The sequence below is a fragment of the Crassaminicella profunda genome (assembly GCF_019884785.1).
In the GTDB taxonomy this organism is placed as follows: Bacteria; Bacillota; Clostridia; order Peptostreptococcales; family Thermotaleaceae; genus Crassaminicella; species Crassaminicella profunda.
In genome coordinates, this window is sequence record NZ_CP082326.1 from 1257267 (window position 1) to 1274542 (window position 17276).

The window sequence follows — 17276 nt, forward strand, 5'->3', positions numbered from 1 at the left end:
TTAATAAAAAAATTATCATTTTTTTATAAAAATTATATTGAACATTATGATAATACAATATATAATTTTTCTTAGAATTTAAATAGAAATGAGGAATGGTAATTGGCAAAAAATATTACAAACAAGATAAAATTATATGGTTTTAATAATCTAACAAAATCATTAAGTTTTAATATTTATGATATTTGTTATACAAAAACTGAAGAGGATCAAAAAAGATATATTGAATATATTGATGAACAGTATAATTCTGAAAGATTAACAAAAATATTGACAGATGTTACAGAAATCATAGGGGCAAGTGTTTTAAATGTTGCGAAACAAGACTATGATCCCCAAGGAGCAAGTGTAACATTATTGATTTCAGAAGAAGAAGTGCCTTTATATGTATTAGACCCTTCTTGTAATAGAGGAATATTAACACCAATCCGTGAAAATATTGTTGGACACTTAGATAAAAGTCATGTAACTGTTCATACTTATCCTGAAAGTCATCCACAAAATGATATAAGTACATTTAGGGTAGATATTGATGTGGCTACTTGTGGGGAAATTTCTCCTCTCAAAGCTTTAAATTATTTAATAGGTAGTTTTGATTCAGATATTATTACCATAGATTATAGAGTGAGAGGTTTTACGAGAGATATAGATGGTAAAAAGCATTTTATAGATCATGATATTAACTCTATACAAAATTTTATTGCCAAAGAAACAATCCAAAGATATAGTTTAATCGATATGAATATTTATCAATCTAATATATTTCATACAAAGATGAAACTAAAGGAATTTAAGCTTGATGATTATTTGTTTGAAAAAAATGAAAAAGATTTAAGTGTAGAAGAAAAAGAAGAAATTATTCATAAATTAGATGGAGAAATGACAGAAATATTTTATGGAATAAATGTTTCAGAAGCTTAAGATTTACATGAAAAAAATTTCATGGGTTTAGAGAATTATTCTCTAAGCTCATTTTTAATAATTAGGGAATATGTTATACTGTAATCACAGCAATTGCATTTGTTAAGCGTTGATAAGAAAAGCTCCCACTGAATGAAGTAGGATTTTTATAACACAAAGATGGAGATGATATATATGAAGATGTGTTCTGTTTGCAAGAAAAACATAGCTGTAGTATTTACGACACAAGTTGAAAATGGAAAAACTGAGATTAAAGGTTTATGCATAGAATGTGCAAAAAAGATGGGGATTCCTGTTGTAGATCAATTGATGAAACAAGCGGGGATGAATCCAGAAGATATTGAAAATTTAACGGAGCAAATGAAAGACATGTTCCAAGGTATGGATATGGATGGATTAGAAGATGAGAATTTCTTAGAAAATCTTGCTGAAGGAGCATTTCCCTTTATGAAAGATGAGGATCATCAAGAATCTGAAACAGAAATAAATGAACCCACTTCAAAAACCAAGGAAGAAGTAAAAGATGATAAAAAAAATAAAAAATCTAGAAAAAAGAAGAAATTTTTAGAACAGTATGGGACGAACTTGACAGAAAAAGCTAAGAATGACGAAGTAGATAAAATTATCGGAAGAAATAGAGAAATTGATCGAGTAGTACAAATATTAAATAGAAGAACAAAAAATAATCCTATATTGATTGGAGAACCAGGAGTTGGAAAAACTGCTATTGCAGAGGGATTAGCAGTTCGAATTGTTAATAAACAAGTTCCATCAAAATTATTCCATCACGAAATATATCTTCTTGATTTAACAGCTGTTGTAGCAGGTACTCAATTTAGAGGACAGTTTGAAGGACGTATGAAATCCATCATAAAAGAAGCAACGGAATGCGGAAACGTGATTTTAGTCATTGATGAAGTCCATAATATTATGGGTGCTGGAGAAGTACATGGTGGGGTTATGAATGCAGCAAATATTCTAAAGCCAGCCCTTGCAAGAGGAGATATACAAGTTGTTGGAGCAACAACTCTTGAAGAATATAGAAAACATATAGAAAAGGATGCAGCTCTTGAAAGAAGATTCCAACCTGTTTTAGTAGAAGAGCCTACGATTGATGAGACCATAGAAATATTAGAAGGAATAAAAGATTATTATGAAGATTATCATAAAGTAAAAATATCCAAAGAAGCTATTGTAGCCGCTGCTAATTTATCTGAAAAATATATTACAGATCGATTTCTTCCAGATAAAGCTATTGACGTAATTGATGAAGCTGGTTCACGGGCAAACTTAAAAAATCAAGGACTTATAGAGATAGAGGATTTAAAAGAGGAAATCAATAAAATAAAAGAGGAAAAAGAAAAAGCAGCCATTGATAATGATTTTGAAAAAGCAGCAGAGTGTAAGATGAAAGAATTTAAAATACAAGAAAAAATCAATAAGATAAAAGACAATTGTCAGTCAGAAATTACCATAGAAGATATTGCTTTCGTTATTGAAGCTTGGACAAAAATTCCTGTACAAAGAATTACAGAAGAAGAAGCTAAGAAACTTTTAAATTTAGAAGAAAGATTACATCAAAGAGTTATAGGGCAGCATGAAGCTGTAACAAGTTTATCAAAAGCCATACGTCGTAATCGCTCAGGATTTAGAAAGAAGAAAAAGCCTGCTTCATTTATTTTCGTAGGACCTACTGGAGTAGGAAAAACAGAGCTTGTAAAAACACTAGCCTTTGAGCTTTTTGGAAGCGAAGAAGCCATGATTCGTATTGATATGTCTGAATACATGGAAAAACATACAGTTTCTAAATTAATCGGAGCGCCTCCAGGATATGTAGGATATGATCAGGGAGGACAGCTTACGGAGAAGGTAAGAAGAAAACCGTATTCTGTTATTCTTTTAGATGAAATAGAGAAGGCACATACAGATGTATTCAATATGCTTCTTCAAATTCTTGAAGATGGAAGATTGACAGACAGTCAAGGAAGAACAGTTTTCTTTGAGAATACGGTTATTGTTATGACCTCTAATGCAGGGACTAATTTTAAATCAAATAGCATTGGTTTTGCAAAAAGTACTTACAATGCTTTAGAAAATCGTGTAAAGGATGCGTTAAGAGAAACCTTTAGACCAGAATTTTTAAATAGAGTAGATGAGACTATTATATTTACGCATCTATCCAAAGATGAACTACGAAAGATTATAGACCTTATGCTAAAAGAAGTAATGGAGGAAGCAAAAGAAAAAGAAATAATGATAGAAGTTTCAGATGAAGTAAAAGACTTCATTCTAGAAAAGGGATATGATGAAAAATACGGAGCAAGACCTTTAAGAAGAACTATTCAAAAATATATAGAAGATGAAATTGCTGAAAAATATCTATTAGGAAAAATAAAAGAAGGTTCAAATGTAGAAATAGAACTAAAAGATGAAGCTGTAGCAGTTAAGTCTGTTGTGAAAAATATACTAGATAAATAAAAATAAAAACCAGTCTAAGTCATTTTTAGACTGGTTCTTATTTTGTAAAATATGGTAGAATAAAATAGACAATATATAGGGGGATGGACAGATGAAAAAGAAAATAAAAAAGATAATGAATATTATTTTTTATATAGTAGTGATACTATTAGCACAGTATGCTTTCCCAGATTATATGGATATGAAACATGATATAAATACATCTTTATATAAAAGTTATAGAAACTTTAAATGGTATTTGGGGGCATATAATGAAAATATTGCAGAGCTACTACTTACAAGTGAAAAAAATTATGAAGAAATTTATAATAAGTTATATTTAGGAAAGTACACTGTTTTTGCATTAGAAGAGGCAAATCGTTATATATTTAATAAAAATAATAAAGATGTAAAAGATGATTATATAGATTTTTATTTGAAGGATACAAGAGAATATATAAAAAATATTATAGAAGATAATATCATAACAGATGATGAAAAAAAATATTTAATGATATTATATGATTTTAATAAAAAGGTAATTGCTTTGAATGAAGAAATTGAATATGATGCTACAAAAAAACTTTTTTATAAAGGAAAGAACTATATGAATTTTTCTGAAAAAGTAGATACTCTATTAAAGAGTGAAAAATATGCATTTTTAAGAAATCCTTTAAAAAAAGAAAAATATGAAAGCATTAGTGTTCATGAGGCAATAAAATTGACTCAAGAGATTGTAGATAAGGTGTTTCCTTATGATTTTAAAATCGTTTATGATGAGAAAAGTCAATTCGAACCAGATACATATTATTTTAATAGTTTTTTTAGAAATGTTGATGAGTTTAGTAATAGATATAGTTTTACTTATAATAAAAAGTACAATATAGTAGATATTGATTTATCGAGTTGGATTGTAGATAAAAAGGTAAAAAGTGAAAAAACGATTGATACTATAGCAAAAGATATTTTTGAAAAAATGGATGATGGACACTATATAAATTATAAAAGAGATGTAGATTATTGTGATTATAGAATATGTGATATAACTTACTCTTATATAAGAAAAATTGATGATTTATACGATGAGACAAAACAATTTGAGTTAAATATTAAGGGAAATGGAGATTTTGGGTCCTTTAGAATGGAAAATATGTTACCTCTAAAGAATATCAAAAAGCCTAAGCTAAAAAAAGAAGAAATCCTTTCAAAATTAGATAAGAAACTTAATGTGAAAAAATGTATTTTGATAAGAAATAGAAACTCAAAATTAGAATATGAAGTCCAAATAAATATAAATGATAAAATGTATGCAATCATATTTGATGCAAATACAGGAAAACAAAAGTATATAACCAGAGACATTAGAGAATATTAAAAATCCTTAATCTTATGATGGAGGATTTTTTATTGTTTATGAACAAAAAATAGATACATAAATAAGAAATGAAGTATATAAGAACCTTTAGAAAGTTATTAAAATCTATTGGATATACACATAATAAGTTTATCAAGATCAATAAAAGTAAAAAGATGTAAATAAATATATTGTAAAGGGATGGAATGATTTCATGAAAAAACGAATACCTTTTTTTATAATTTTGTGTTTATTGGTTATGAATGGATGTAGTCAAAAAAATTTTTTGAAAAATTTCATGGCTAATGAACCACAAATAAATGCATATGAGATAACGATGAAGAGAGACTTATTATGCTTGATGATGGCTTATCCTGAGAATATTATTGATATAGAAAAGGAAGATAATAAAGTTTATATTGTTATAAAATCAGGGGCGAAAATTATTTATGATGATAAAAAGTTAAAGAATTATCAACAAAAACTTGATGATCCAGATTTACAGGATATGATGGAAGAAATATATCCTCTTTTAGATATTCATGGCTTAATGGATAAGAATTGTGATCCTGGTCGAATTAGAGTTTATCCTTTATTAAAAGAAGTATATGGGAAATCTAAGCATGAGATTGAATCAAATCTTAAAAATGTAAGAATTGGTTATAAAAATTATCCATTTAATACAAATAATAAAGCAGCAAAATCTTTAAAACTGACGATGAAAGAAATTGTAAGTTTAGCAGAAAAGAATCCAAAGTTATATGCTTTTATAGTTCCTGCTAGCGGGACATTTAATTATCGTTTGATTGCAGGGACCAATCGGCTGAGTCCTCATTCTTTTGGAACAGCTATTGATCTTAGAAGGGATAAAAGAGATTATTGGAAGTGGACATCTCGTGAGGAAGGAGAAAAAAGATTAAATGCTTATCCTCGAGAAATTGTAAGACTATTTGAAAAAAATAATTTTATTTGGGGGGGAAAATGGGCACATTTTGATATTCTTCACTTTGAATATCGACCAGAGTTAATTTTGAAGGCTAGATATTTTTCACGTAAACCTAATATTAATAAACCATGGTATAATGGTATATCTCCTATGGATACAAATGTAAAAACATATATTCAATTAATTGATAAAGTATTAAGTGAAGAGTGATTCTGTTAAATCATTTAACTTGATTTTTCATATTGAGATAAAAAAGACATTGTAGTAGTTACAAATGGATCTAAATATATTGAGTTACTTATGGAAAAGGAGATCAATGCTTATATTGTTGAGGCAAAAGTGAAATCATGAACAAAGGTTGTGGAAAAATAATGGTCTACACAGTAACATTCAATCCATCTATAGATTATGTAGTGCAAGTAGAAGGTTTTCAATTAGGAAAAGTAAATAGAGTTAATAAGGGTTACAAATATCCTGGAGGAAAGGGTATTAATGTATCAAGGGTTTTGAAAAATATGAATATTAATAGCAAAGCATTAGGGTTTATAGGAGGCTTTACAGGGGAGTATATTAAAAAATATTTAGAAGATGAAGGAATTGAGACGGATTTTATAACGGTAAAAGAAGATACAAGAATCAATATAAAGCTTAAATCTCATGAAGAAACGGAGATCAATGGAGCAGGTCCTCCTATTACAGAAGAAAATATAAAGACATTATTAAAAAAAATAAATAAATTAACCAGCAAGGATTATCTTGTACTTGCAGGAAATATTCAAAAAAGCTTATCAAGAGACATTTATTCAAAACTACAAGCAAGATGTAAAACTAATAAAGTAAAAGTTGTGATTGATACAGCAGGAGAAGCTCTGATTGCTACGTTAAAGAATAATCCTTTTTTAATAAAACCAAATAAAGAGGAACTAAAAGAATTATTTGATGCTGAAATAAATACAAAAGAAGAAATAGTTTTTTATGCAAAAAAACTTAGGGAGATGGGTGCAAAAAATGTAATCGTTTCAATGGCAGAAGATGGAGCTTTGCTTATATGTAATGAAGGCATATATGATGGGTCTGTGCCAAAAGGGGTTGTGAAAAACTCTGTAGGAGCAGGAGATTCTTTGATCGCAGGATTTATTGCTAGTTATTTACAAAAGGCAGATATGGAGGAAGCTTTCAAATGGGGAATTGCTTCTGGTAGTGCCACAGCTTTTTCACTGGATCTATGTAAAAGTGAAGATGTTGAGCGTTTATTAGATCAAGTAAAAATAAATAAAATATAAATTAAATGAAGCTTGCCAAGCGTTTGGCAAGCTTCATTTTTATTTAACTTCTACAATCCATCCTTCTGGTGCTTCTACATCCCCAAATTGAATGCCATAAAGGGTATCATAAAGTTTTTTTGTAACAGGACCAACTTCTGTTTCACTATGGAATACATGAAGTTCTCCTTTATATTCTATACCACCAATAGGAGTGATAACAGCTGCAGTTCCGCATGCACCTGTTTCTTTAAATTCATCTAAGTTATCGATAAGAACATCTCTTTCTTCTACTTCCATTTTTAGATATTCTTTTGCAAGATATAGTAATGAATATTTTGTAATACTAGGAAGAATAGATGGTGATTTTGGTGTTATAAATTTATTATCCTTAGTAATACCAAAGAAATTAGCTGCTCCAACTTCTTCTATTTTTGTATGAGTCATTGGATCAAGATAAATACAATCAGCAAAACCTTTTTTAGCAGCTAATTCATGAGGATAAAGGCTTCCTGCATAATTACCACCTACCTTTGCTGCTCCTGTTCCGTATGGTGCTGCTCTGTCATATTCTGAAACAATAAAGTTTACAGGACTCATGCCGCCCTTAAAATAAGGACCTACAGGAAGGCAAAATACGCAGAATATGTACTCAGGAGCTGGTTTTACACCGATATTATCCCCAACACCGATAACAAATGGTCTAAGATAAAGGGTTCCTCCAGTTCCATAGGGTGGAACATAGTGTTCATTAGCTTTGACAACTTGAATACAAGCATCTATAAATTTTTCTACTGGTATTTCAGGCATTAAAACACGGCTACAGCTATCGTTTAAACGATTTGCATTTCGATCTGGTCTGAAAAGTTGAATTTTACCACTTTTTGTACGATAGGCTTTTAATCCTTCAAAACATTGTTGTCCATAATGAAGGGCTGTGGAAGCTTCACTGATAGAAAGTTTATTATCTTCAACTAATTCTCCTTCATCCCATTTACCATCTTTCCATCTTGAAACATAACGTAAATCTGTTTTAATATAGCTAAATCCTAGGTTGTTCCAATCAATATTTACTGCTTTACTCATAGTACCCCTCCTCTAAAAAATGAAATTTTTGAAAATTATGATTGAAAATATAATAAATCTAAGAAAAGTAAGTTGGAGAAAATATACTTTTCTAGGTGAATAAAAAACAATATACATGATTATTATAGCATAATAAATAAAGATATATTACTTAATTCATAAGATATATAGATATTTTTACAATCATTATATAAGCTTGGATTTCATGTAAAATATTTGAAAATAATTTTTATCATTTATTAAATAAAAAGATTTAGTATTAAATAGAATAGTACAAAGGTAGAATCACTCATTTATATTTATATGTGAATGGGTGATTTTTTCTTTATCAATTTATATAAGTTTAGTATAGATTTTATGTAGATTATATGATACTATTGTTTTTCGTGACAATATAAGAATTGGAGGGAATGTATGTTATTTAATCAAGAAAATGTTGAAAAAATGAATGTAAAAAACGAAATTTTATCAGGACTTACAGTAGCTTTGGCATTAGTGCCAGAAGCTGTGGCCTTTGCTTTGGTTGCAGGAGTTAAGCCATTGGTAGGATTATATGCAGCTTTTTTAGTGGGACTCATCACTTCTATTTTGGGGGGAAGACCAGGAATGATTTCTGGAGCTACAGGGGGACTTGCAGTTGTTATGGTAGCACTTGTAGCACAACATGGAGTAGAATACTTATTTGCAGCAGTAGTTGTAATGGGGATTATACAAATATTAGTAGGAATATTGAAGTTGGGTAAATTTGTAAGAATTATTCCACACCCTGTTATGTTAGGCTTTGTAAATGGATTGGCTATTGTGATTTTTTTAGCTCAATTAAATCAATTTAAAGTAGCTTCTACTGATGGAACACTACATTGGATGACGGGTTCATCCCTTTGGATCATGGTAGGATTAGTAGCATTGACTATGATGATTACTTACTTTTTGCCTAAATTAACAAAAGCAATACCAGCATCCTTATTTGCAATTATTGTAGTATCGGTACTTGCAAATACTTTAGATTTAGATACAAGAACTGTTGGAGATATTGCTCGTGTTGGAGGAGGACTTCCTCAGTTTCATATACCTAATGTACCTATAAATTTAGAAACTCTAAGAATTATATTTCCTTATGCAGTCATTTTTGCTGCAGTAGGATTGATTGAATCTCTTATGACCTTAACACTAGTTGATGAAATTACAGATACAAGAGGTAGAAGTAATAAAGAATGTATGGGACAAGGTCTTGCCAATATCATAACAGGTTTTTTTGGTGGAATGGGTGGCTGTGCTATGATTGGACAGAGTATGATCAATATTAATTCTGGAGGACGTAGAAGGTTATCTGGAATTTCAGCATCACTATTTTTATTAGGGTTTATACTGTTTGGAGCAAATTTGATAGAAAAAATCCCTTTAGCAGCCCTAACAGGAGTAATGTTTATGGTAGTTATTGCAACATTTGAATGGGCAAGTTTTAGAATTATGAGAAATATTCCAAAGGCAGATGCTTTTGTTATTGTATTGGTTTCCGTGGTTACTGTATTTGAAGATTTGGCTATTGCAGTAGGCGTAGGAGTAATTGTATCCTCTTTAGTATTTGCTTGGGAAAAAGGAAAAAGAATTGATGTGAATACGTATATAGAAGAAAATGGTACTAAAGTGTATCAAATAAGAGGCGCTGTATTTTTTGGGTCTTCCCGTAATTTTGTAGAATCATTTGATATTAAAAATGACCCAGAAGATATTGTGATAGATTTTATGCATGCACGAGTTTTTGACCATACAGGGATTGAAAGTATCAATACATTAACAGAAAAATATAAAAATTTAGATAAAAAACTTCATCTAAAACATTTAAGCACAGAATGTTATGCGTTTATTAAAGATGCAAAAGAAATTGTTGAAGTGAATATTATTGAAGATCCAAAGTATCATGTTGCGTTGAATGAATTAGGATAATTTTAAATTGATCATTACAAAAGCACCCATTTCTATGTATCGGAATGGGTGCTTTTTAGATATATATGAAAAAGTAAAAGATTTAGTTATAAAATATAATCATGCTGATGTTAAGAACAAGAAAGTGATTGTTTATTTCTTTTTTTAGTTGTTATTTTATCTTTAATCTGAATCAATACTACTGCAAATAAGATGGAAGCCATTCCAATAATCTGAGGCATTTCTAGAGTTTCTTTGTAAATAAGATATCCTAATATGGCTGCAATGATGGGTTCGATACTACATATAATACTTGCTTTACCAGATTCAACATATTGCAATGCTTTTATAAATAATCCATTAGGAATTACTGTTGCTATAAAACCTATTGCGATGATGTAAAAAATAGATGTTAAATTGTTAGTTTGCTCCATTAATGATACGGGAGATCTAAAGAACCATAAAAAAATTGAAGCAAATATAAAAGAATATACTAAAAGCGTTTTAGGAGAATATTTTTTTGCACCAAGCTTACCTAAAATATTTTGAAGTGCAACGGTAAAACCTGATAACACGCCCATTCCTATTCCAAACAAATTGTCAAATTTTAATGATTCAGGATCATATCCTTTGGAAATCAAGAAACATCCAACGATTGATAAAATAAGAGCAAGAGTTGTTTGTAATGTAAATTTTTCTTTGAATATAAAGTAGGACATGATCATTACAAAAATCGGATTTGTAAATAATAAAACAGAAGCAGTTGCAATACTAGTATATTTTACTGCATAGGTAAAAGAAATAAACATACCATCCAGTGCAACAATTCCATAGAACATAAAAAATAAGATACTTTTAAAATCAGTCTTAAAGCATTTTGGATCTTTAATTAGATTATAGGTTACATAAAAAAGTATTGCCACTGTTGGTCTAAGGGCTGATATAGATAGATCATCAAAACCTAATTCGCTTAGTTTTCTTGTAAGTATGGCCATCATTCCCCAACATGCTGCGCAGATGGCAACTAATAAATAGCCTTCCTTAATTTTTTTTGAATCATTCATTTGTATTACCTCCTCAAATATTTTAAAGATTATAAATAGAACAAAAAAATAAAAACGCCCCTTAGATAAATTAGAAAATTTATCTAAGGGACGAAATAAGTATCGTGTTATCACCCTGTTCTACGAATGAAAATTCGTATTCACCTTGTAACGGTGGCAAGCCGAAAATCAGTATAAAAAATATGAATATTGAATGACTAAAATTAGTATAGTGAAAATAAAATTATTTGTCAAGAGGAGGTGATGGATGGAAAATTTAAATATTTGGGTAAAATCATTTATATGTGGAAAAGATATGCTTATGAGGAGGTAATAAGTATTGAAAGAATACCTTACAAATAGGCAAATTGCATTTATAATTTTTGGTGTAATCGTAGGATATGGTATTATGCCTCTTACTAAAAATATTGTAGAAAAAACAGGAACAGGAGGATGGTTTGCTTTATGTATTGCAATAACAATAGCTGTTTTTTTTACATATATAGTTACATACCTTGGATATGTACATGAAAATAAAACAATAGATGAATATAGTGAGATATTAACTGGAAAATATATAGGGTTCATATTTGTTAGTATATACATTGTATATTATTTTTTAGCATTTACCATTGTAACAAGAATTGTTAGTGAATTCGTTAAGCTTACTGTATTATTGAAAACACCTGTGTGGGCATTAAGTTTACTTATTCTTTTTGTTTCATATTATGCAGTAATAAAAGGATTAGGAGTTATTGCTAGGATTTGTGAAATATATGGAGGAATTATTATTATAGGATTTTTAATCATCATTTTATCTTTATTCACTGAAGGAAAATTAATCAATTTAAAACCACTCTTTGTTACAGAAGACATCATAACATATTTTAAAGCAACTTCAGTGACAATAGGACCATTAATGGGGATGGAATTAATTAGTATTATCCCTTTTGATAGAAACATAAATAATAAAAAAATATTTAAATATACCATTTTTATGATAATCTTTATAGGAATTCTTTATATACTTGAAGTGGAAGCCTGTATAGCTATTTTAGGAGATTCGGTTATACATTATAAAGGTGCATTATTGACAGCAGTGCGAAGTACGGAAATTTCAGCTTTTCAATTTTTAAGGAGATTAGATGGTGTTGTAATAGGCATTTGGTTGATGGCTATATTTTGTACAGTTACCATATGGGCATATGGGGCTACTTTTTTGATGCATAAATATTGTAAGAAGATTTCTTTTAACCTTCTTTCATTTATTCTGATCATTTTGTCTTTTTTTGTATCAAGAATTCCTAAAACAATTGGTCAAGTAGAGGAATTTTATAAGTATATAGGATATATGGGATTTGTAGCTGCAGGAGTGATTCCAACTATATTATTTGTAATGACAAAAATAAAGAAATATGATAAGAAAATTTAAGAAACCTTCTTGAATAGGTTGCTAAATATTTATTGTAATAAGGATATATAAATCACTCCTATGTTTAAAAGGGGTGTTTTTTTATAATAAAAGTATCTTATGATAAAGGAGGAAAATTGTGAAGGTATATAGAAATTAAAAAAATGGTTTTATATGGTAAAGGATAGAGAAGCAGGTAGAGGGATAACTTCTACTTATGATGTGACGGGAATAGAATCTTATAGATTAGTTTTTCATGGAGCACAAGATGGCATGATAATAAGTACATATGATCTGAAGCATATATCTATTTTAGGGAAGAGAGGATTGAATAAATATTATATATGGTTTGATAAACTTGACCCAACATATATAAGTAAATGTATTAGCCTTAATAGTGAGAAAGAGAGGAGATTAAAATGATGGATGGGAGAGTAGTGGTGATCATTTCAGCTAGGACAGAATGGAAAATAATATGTGAAATTTTTAAGAATGTTCATCTTCAGGATTCACCCTATGGAAAATGGTTTCAAACAGAAATGGCTATTGGAGAAGATATAGAACCAATCATTTTTTTTCATGGAGGATGGGGCAAAATATCTGCGGCTGCTTCTACTCAATATGTGATAGATCAGTGGCAACCAGATAGTATTATTAATATGGGAACATGCGGAGGCTTTGAAGGACTAGTAGAAAGAGGAACTACTGTTTTAGTGGATAGAACGATTGTTTATGATATTATTGAAGAAATGGATGATGCTTTTGAGGCTATTGAGCATTTTAGTACGGATATAGACTTATCCTGGATGCAGGGAGAGTATCCACAGAAAGTAAAAAGAACATCAATTGCTACTGCGGATAGAGATCTTCAGCCTAATGAAGTAGAAGACCTTAATAAAAAATTTGGGGTAATTGTAGGTGATTGGGAATCTGGAGCTATTGCTTGGGTAGCTAAAAGAAATAATAAAAGACTTCTTATACTTCGAGGGGTATCAGATTTAGTAGGAAAATCAGGAGGAGAAGCCTATGAACAAACGGGTGTTTTTGAAGCAAATGCAAGGAAGGTTATGAAAGAATTAGTTAGTTATTTGCCAGATTGGATTTATATATCTATAGCATAAGATAAATTATAAAAAAGTCTTCTTTAGAAGAAGGCTTTTTTATAATTTGAAGAAAACAAAAAATTGTAGATAAGGATAATTTCATCTATAAAAAGTATTTATATGAAGGATGATGAATGAGAAAGAATGTTAAAATATAAATGATATTACAATAATATACAGAATATGTTAAAATTATATGAACAGATAAGGAGGGGGATCATGAAAGAATGGTTTAATGAAAAAATAACAGATGCAAAAGTTTTAGATTTATCTATGGAAGTGTATAAAAAGAAGTTAAAGAGCTTAATAGGATATCAAATCATGTTTGCTATTGCAGTGATGCTGATAGTATTTGCAGGAGGATTGTTATTAATACCTATGGTATCTTTTATTACATTGGATGGAACATTTGGATTTATTTGTTTTTGTACAATTATGTTTATAGGAATGGTTACAGTTTCGTGTATGGGTAAAGCAGGGGCTTTTCATATAACCTATGGATATGTAAATGGAGAAAATGTAGATGCTTTTGAAGCAGTAGGAAGGGCTTTTTCAAGTTTTATGCCATGTATTAGAGTGACTACAGCATTGGCTATTTGTTTGTTACCTATTGTGATTATCATGGGGGTTATGGGTGTTACAACTGCGACGATTACAGTTTTTGCTAATCAATTAAAGGAATTAACTTTTTTTGGAATTATGATGAATATACTCATTTATGCTTTCATTGGGGCTGTTATTGGAAGTTATTTATTCTATTCCCTTCATATTGCTATATTTGATAAGGAGAAGGGTTTTAAATCCATAAAAAAAAGTATAAAATTTGCAAAAGGAGAAGTCCTAAAAAATACTTTTCGTGTAATGAGCATTGTGATGTTTGAATGGGGGATTAAAGTATCTATTTATGCAGGAATTGGAGGGATTTGTACCCTATTATATTTTGCACTAGGGAAAATAAATGGAGGAGATTCTCTTATATCACAGATTATGATGTATGTACAATTAGCACAACCTTTTATCAATATCATAGTAGGAATATTATTAGGACCTGTTGGACCCATTATGTGGACCCTTTATTATGTAAATATGAAGTATAAAAAAGAAGGTTTTAAAATACACAATATGATTGAAACACTTAAGGTAAAAAAAGAGCCAATAAATATGAAACCTATTAATTTAAGTAAGGAATAAAGGAGTAAAAAAGTGAGATTGCCAAAGGAAACATTTGAGGAAGCTGTTAATCAAATTATAGACAGTGCTAAATATATGCATCTAAAGGAAAGAGAAAGTATCTTTAAGAAGTTTTGGGAAAAATTAGGTAAACTTCTAGAAAAGATATTTACAAAAGGGGATACTCATTCAAGTATTAATACAAATACAACTCAAAATACTTTTATTATTATAGTGATTCTTCTAATAGGTGTCCTTATTTTTTATTTAGTAAGACAAAATAAGTATATAGCTGAAAATAAGAAAGTTATTTATGGAGAAACCATTGATGAAGAAACAACTTATGAAAGCTTATATAAAAAGGCCATCCAATGTGAGCAAGAAAAAAACTATAAAGATGCTACTAGACTTCATTTTATTAGTATTCTTGTGAGCATGAATGAAAAATCTTTATGTTTTTTGGATGATTCAAAAACGAATAGAGAAATCATAAAGGTGTTAAAGGATAAAGAATTTAGTGGGGTTTATCTTTTTAAAAATATAGGAGATTATTTTCAATATATTTGGTATGGGAATAAAGAGATTGAAAAGGAGAAATTTATTTGGTACAAAGATCAAATCAATAACCTTTTTATGGAGGTCAAAAATTATCATGAAAAAGCGTAATATTATAGGCATTGTAGTTTTAGTGATTATCATCTACTTAGTAAATTCTTTTAATATTATTGATCAAACCATAGGAAAGGCAAATAAAAACAATGAATCTTTGGTTTTAAATACATCAAAAGAAGGGGTATCTATTTATTATGACACATTAAAAACTTTAGGTTATTCTGTAACTATGGATGCATCTCCCTTTTTAAATCAATCTTCTGAAGGGATTTATATAGTTACTGAAAATAACCAGCCCTTATCTTTTAAGTTAGAGGAAGCTGAAGATTTTATTAAAAAAGGTGGAAAACTAATCTATTTAACAGATCGACATAAAGAATATAAATATTCTACTCTTTTAGACCAATATGAGGAAAAAGCATATGTATATGCATTAGGAAAAGGAAAGGTAGTCATTGGAGATATTAAACTCATTACGAATGAAACTTTATTAAAAGACAAAGAAGGGGCTTATTTTATTTTAAAATGTATAGATCGTTTTAAAGGGGATATATTTTTTAATGAATATTATCGATTTATAAGAGGAGAGACGCCTTCTTTATATCGAAATCTTCCTTTTTATGTAAAAGTCATACTTTTTCAATTAATATTTGTGTTAGTAGGGTGTATTGTTTATTTAGGAAAGAGATTTGGAAAAGCTAAAAGAATTATAACTGAAATCGAAAGAAAGGAAAATGAATATTTATATGCTGCTGCCAACCTTTATGAAAAGGGAGGAAATATGACTACTGTGTATAATGCATTTTTTATGGAGTTTCAAAATGAATTGAATAAAACTTTTAAAAGAAGAGTAAAAAAAGAAGAAGTGATCGATTTATGGGAAAAGTATAGTATACCTTATAAAGAAAAAGCTTTAAGGGTATTTCATGTTCAAACACCAATGAACAATCAAAAACATTTTATAAACATTATAAAAGATTTGGATGAATTGACACAAATGCTAGCAAAAAGGAGAGAAGAGGGTTGGAAGAGATTAAAACAAAGGAATTGATTAAGGGCATAAAAAATGAACTGAGTAAGGTTATTGTTGAGCAGGAAGAAGTTATAGATTTGATTCTTATAGCCTTATTAACAAAGGGGCATGTATTGTTAGAGGGGGTACCGGGCCTTGGCAAAACTCTATTGATTAAATCACTAGCAAAGACAATGGGAATAGGGTTTAATCGTGTGCAGTTTACACCAGATTTGATGCCGTCAGATATTACAGGCGCTAGAATCTATAACACAAAGGAAAGAGAGTTTGAGTTTATCAAAGGACCTATTTTTACAAATCTATTATTAGGAGATGAAATTAATAGAACGCCGCCAAAGACTCAAGCAGGTCTCCTTGAGACCATGGAAGAAGGAAGGGTGACTATTGATGGAGTGGAATATAAATTAGAGGAACCTTTTATGGTTTTTGCTACACAAAACCCAGTAGAATATGAAGGAACTTATCCACTCCCGGAAGCTTTACTAGACAGATTTTTTATGAAGATTTATATCGACTATCCTTCTATACAAGGGGAAATAGAAGTGATCAAAAGGTATCATGAAGGATTTGATAAAACCCTTGAAAATGTAGCAATCAAAGTAATCGGAAGTAGAGAAGAATTATTGGAATGTCAAAGAGAAGTAGCAGAAATTAGCGTAGAAGATTCATTGATTGCGTATATTGCACAAATTATCCATAAAACAAGGGAACTTCCCTTTGTAGAAATAGGTAGTAGTCCAAGAGGGGCTATTGCATTAATGCAATCATCTAAAGCAAATGCCCTATTGATGGGAAGAGATTTCGTTATTCCTGAGGATATTAAAAGAATTGCTTATCCGGTATTAAGACATCGTATTATTTTAAAACCAGAAGCTTATGTAGAAGGAATTAAAACAGATGATGTAATCAATCAAATTTTATCTGATGTGAAAGTTCCCCGTTAAGGGCGGTG

15 protein-coding genes are annotated in these 17276 nt (G+C 29.6%); 13 read left to right on the forward strand and 2 right to left on the reverse strand.

Features of this window, described 5'->3' with window-relative positions; genetic code table 11:
- Nucleotides 1-114: 114 nt before the first annotated feature.
- The 5 genes from speD to pfkB all read left to right on the forward strand — a co-directional run bounded on the left by speD (nt 115) and on the right by pfkB (nt 6961).
- Entirely contained in the window at nt 115-921 is an 807-nt protein-coding gene (gene speD, locus K7H06_RS05615; protein WP_223039950.1) for an adenosylmethionine decarboxylase, read from the forward strand.
- Nucleotides 922-1095: 174 nt separating this feature from the next.
- A complete protein-coding gene (locus K7H06_RS05620) occupies nt 1096-3399 on the forward strand; it encodes an ATP-dependent Clp protease ATP-binding subunit (protein WP_223038907.1) in 2304 nt (767 codons plus the stop codon).
- Nucleotides 3400-3490: 91 nt separating this feature from the next.
- Nucleotides 3491-4753: a hypothetical protein gene (locus K7H06_RS05625; protein WP_223038908.1), complete on the forward strand. Its 1263-nt coding sequence runs from the start codon at nt 3491-3493 to the stop codon at nt 4751-4753.
- A gap of 193 nt (nt 4754-4946) precedes the next feature.
- The gene (locus K7H06_RS05630) at nt 4947-5888 is read left to right on the forward strand and encodes a M15 family metallopeptidase (RefSeq protein WP_223038909.1); all 942 of its coding nucleotides are present in this window, start codon (nt 4947-4949) and stop codon (nt 5886-5888) included.
- A gap of 161 nt (nt 5889-6049) precedes the next feature.
- A complete protein-coding gene (gene pfkB / locus K7H06_RS05635; RefSeq protein WP_223039951.1) occupies nt 6050-6961 on the forward strand; it encodes a 1-phosphofructokinase in 912 nt (303 codons plus the stop codon).
- Nucleotides 6962-7000: 39 nt separating this feature from the next.
- Here pfkB and K7H06_RS05640 read toward each other — a convergent pair whose 3' ends face one another.
- Nucleotides 7001-8026 carry a branched-chain amino acid aminotransferase gene (locus K7H06_RS05640; RefSeq protein ID WP_223038910.1) on the reverse strand — a complete coding sequence of 342 codons (1026 nt, stop codon included), beginning with the start codon at nt 8024-8026 and terminating at the stop codon, nt 7001-7003.
- Nucleotides 8027-8440: 414 nt separating this feature from the next.
- Between K7H06_RS05640 and K7H06_RS05645 the strand changes: the two genes are divergently transcribed.
- The gene (locus tag K7H06_RS05645; RefSeq protein ID WP_223038911.1) at nt 8441-9973 is read left to right on the forward strand and encodes a SulP family inorganic anion transporter; all 1533 of its coding nucleotides are present in this window, start codon (nt 8441-8443) and stop codon (nt 9971-9973) included.
- Between the two features lie 110 nt (nt 9974-10083).
- Here K7H06_RS05645 and K7H06_RS05650 read toward each other — a convergent pair whose 3' ends face one another.
- Nucleotides 10084-11016 (reverse strand): DMT family transporter, encoded by a 933-nt coding sequence (locus K7H06_RS05650; RefSeq protein ID WP_223038912.1) that lies wholly within the window; start codon nt 11014-11016, stop codon nt 10084-10086.
- 319 nt (nt 11017-11335) lie between these two features.
- Between K7H06_RS05650 and K7H06_RS05655 the strand changes: the two genes are divergently transcribed.
- The 7 genes from K7H06_RS05655 (at nt 11336) to K7H06_RS05685 (ending at nt 17268) form a co-directional block, all read left to right on the forward strand.
- Nucleotides 11336-12427, forward strand: coding sequence for a GerAB/ArcD/ProY family transporter (locus tag K7H06_RS05655; protein ID WP_223038913.1), 1092 nt, complete (start codon nt 11336-11338; stop codon nt 12425-12427).
- Nucleotides 12428-12580: 153 nt separating this feature from the next.
- Nucleotides 12581-12829, forward strand: a complete 249-nt coding sequence (locus tag K7H06_RS05660; RefSeq protein WP_223038914.1) for a hypothetical protein — start codon at nt 12581-12583, stop codon at nt 12827-12829.
- Nucleotides 12829-13527: a 5'-methylthioadenosine/S-adenosylhomocysteine nucleosidase family protein gene (locus K7H06_RS05665; protein ID WP_223038915.1), complete on the forward strand. Its 699-nt coding sequence runs from the start codon at nt 12829-12831 to the stop codon at nt 13525-13527. The genes K7H06_RS05660 and K7H06_RS05665 overlap by 1 nt, the downstream gene beginning before the upstream one ends.
- Nucleotides 13528-13728: 201 nt before the next feature.
- Nucleotides 13729-14700 carry a glycerophosphoryl diester phosphodiesterase membrane domain-containing protein gene (locus K7H06_RS05670; protein ID WP_223038916.1) on the forward strand — a complete coding sequence of 324 codons (972 nt, stop codon included), beginning with the start codon at nt 13729-13731 and terminating at the stop codon, nt 14698-14700.
- A gap of 12 nt (nt 14701-14712) precedes the next feature.
- On the forward strand, nt 14713-15345 hold the full coding sequence (locus K7H06_RS05675) for a hypothetical protein (protein WP_223038917.1): 633 nt from the start codon (nt 14713-14715) through the stop codon (nt 15343-15345).
- Nucleotides 15332-16342, forward strand: a complete 1011-nt coding sequence (locus K7H06_RS05680) for a hypothetical protein (RefSeq protein WP_223038918.1) — start codon at nt 15332-15334, stop codon at nt 16340-16342. The genes K7H06_RS05675 and K7H06_RS05680 overlap by 14 nt, the downstream gene beginning before the upstream one ends.
- The gene (locus tag K7H06_RS05685) at nt 16315-17268 is read left to right on the forward strand and encodes an AAA family ATPase (protein ID WP_223038919.1); all 954 of its coding nucleotides are present in this window, start codon (nt 16315-16317) and stop codon (nt 17266-17268) included. The genes K7H06_RS05680 and K7H06_RS05685 overlap by 28 nt, the downstream gene beginning before the upstream one ends.
- Nucleotides 17269-17276 lie beyond the last annotated feature (8 nt).

Excerpts from the sequence above, each read along its gene's own strand:
- K7H06_RS05620 (WP_223038907.1), top strand. The coding sequence starts at position 1,096 with ATGAAGATGTGTTCTGTTTGCAAGAAAAACATAGCTGTAGTATTTACG.
- K7H06_RS05625 (WP_223038908.1), top strand. The coding sequence starts at position 3,491 with ATGAAAAAGAAAATAAAAAAGATAATGAATATTATTTTTTATATAGTA.
- K7H06_RS05630 (WP_223038909.1), top strand. The coding sequence starts at position 4,947 with ATGAAAAAACGAATACCTTTTTTTATAATTTTGTGTTTATTGGTTATG.
- pfkB (WP_223039951.1), top strand. The coding sequence starts at position 6,050 with ATGGTCTACACAGTAACATTCAATCCATCTATAGATTATGTAGTGCAA.
- K7H06_RS05640 (WP_223038910.1), bottom strand. The coding sequence starts at position 8,026 with ATGAGTAAAGCAGTAAATATTGATTGGAACAACCTAGGATTTAGCTAT.
- K7H06_RS05645 (WP_223038911.1), top strand. The coding sequence starts at position 8,441 with ATGTTATTTAATCAAGAAAATGTTGAAAAAATGAATGTAAAAAACGAA.
- K7H06_RS05650 (WP_223038912.1), bottom strand. The coding sequence starts at position 11,016 with ATGAATGATTCAAAAAAAATTAAGGAAGGCTATTTATTAGTTGCCATC.
- K7H06_RS05660 (WP_223038914.1), top strand. The coding sequence starts at position 12,581 with ATGGTAAAGGATAGAGAAGCAGGTAGAGGGATAACTTCTACTTATGAT.
- K7H06_RS05665 (WP_223038915.1), top strand. The coding sequence starts at position 12,829 with ATGGATGGGAGAGTAGTGGTGATCATTTCAGCTAGGACAGAATGGAAA.
- K7H06_RS05670 (WP_223038916.1), top strand. The coding sequence starts at position 13,729 with ATGAAAGAATGGTTTAATGAAAAAATAACAGATGCAAAAGTTTTAGAT.
- K7H06_RS05680 (WP_223038918.1), top strand. The coding sequence starts at position 15,332 with ATGAAAAAGCGTAATATTATAGGCATTGTAGTTTTAGTGATTATCATC.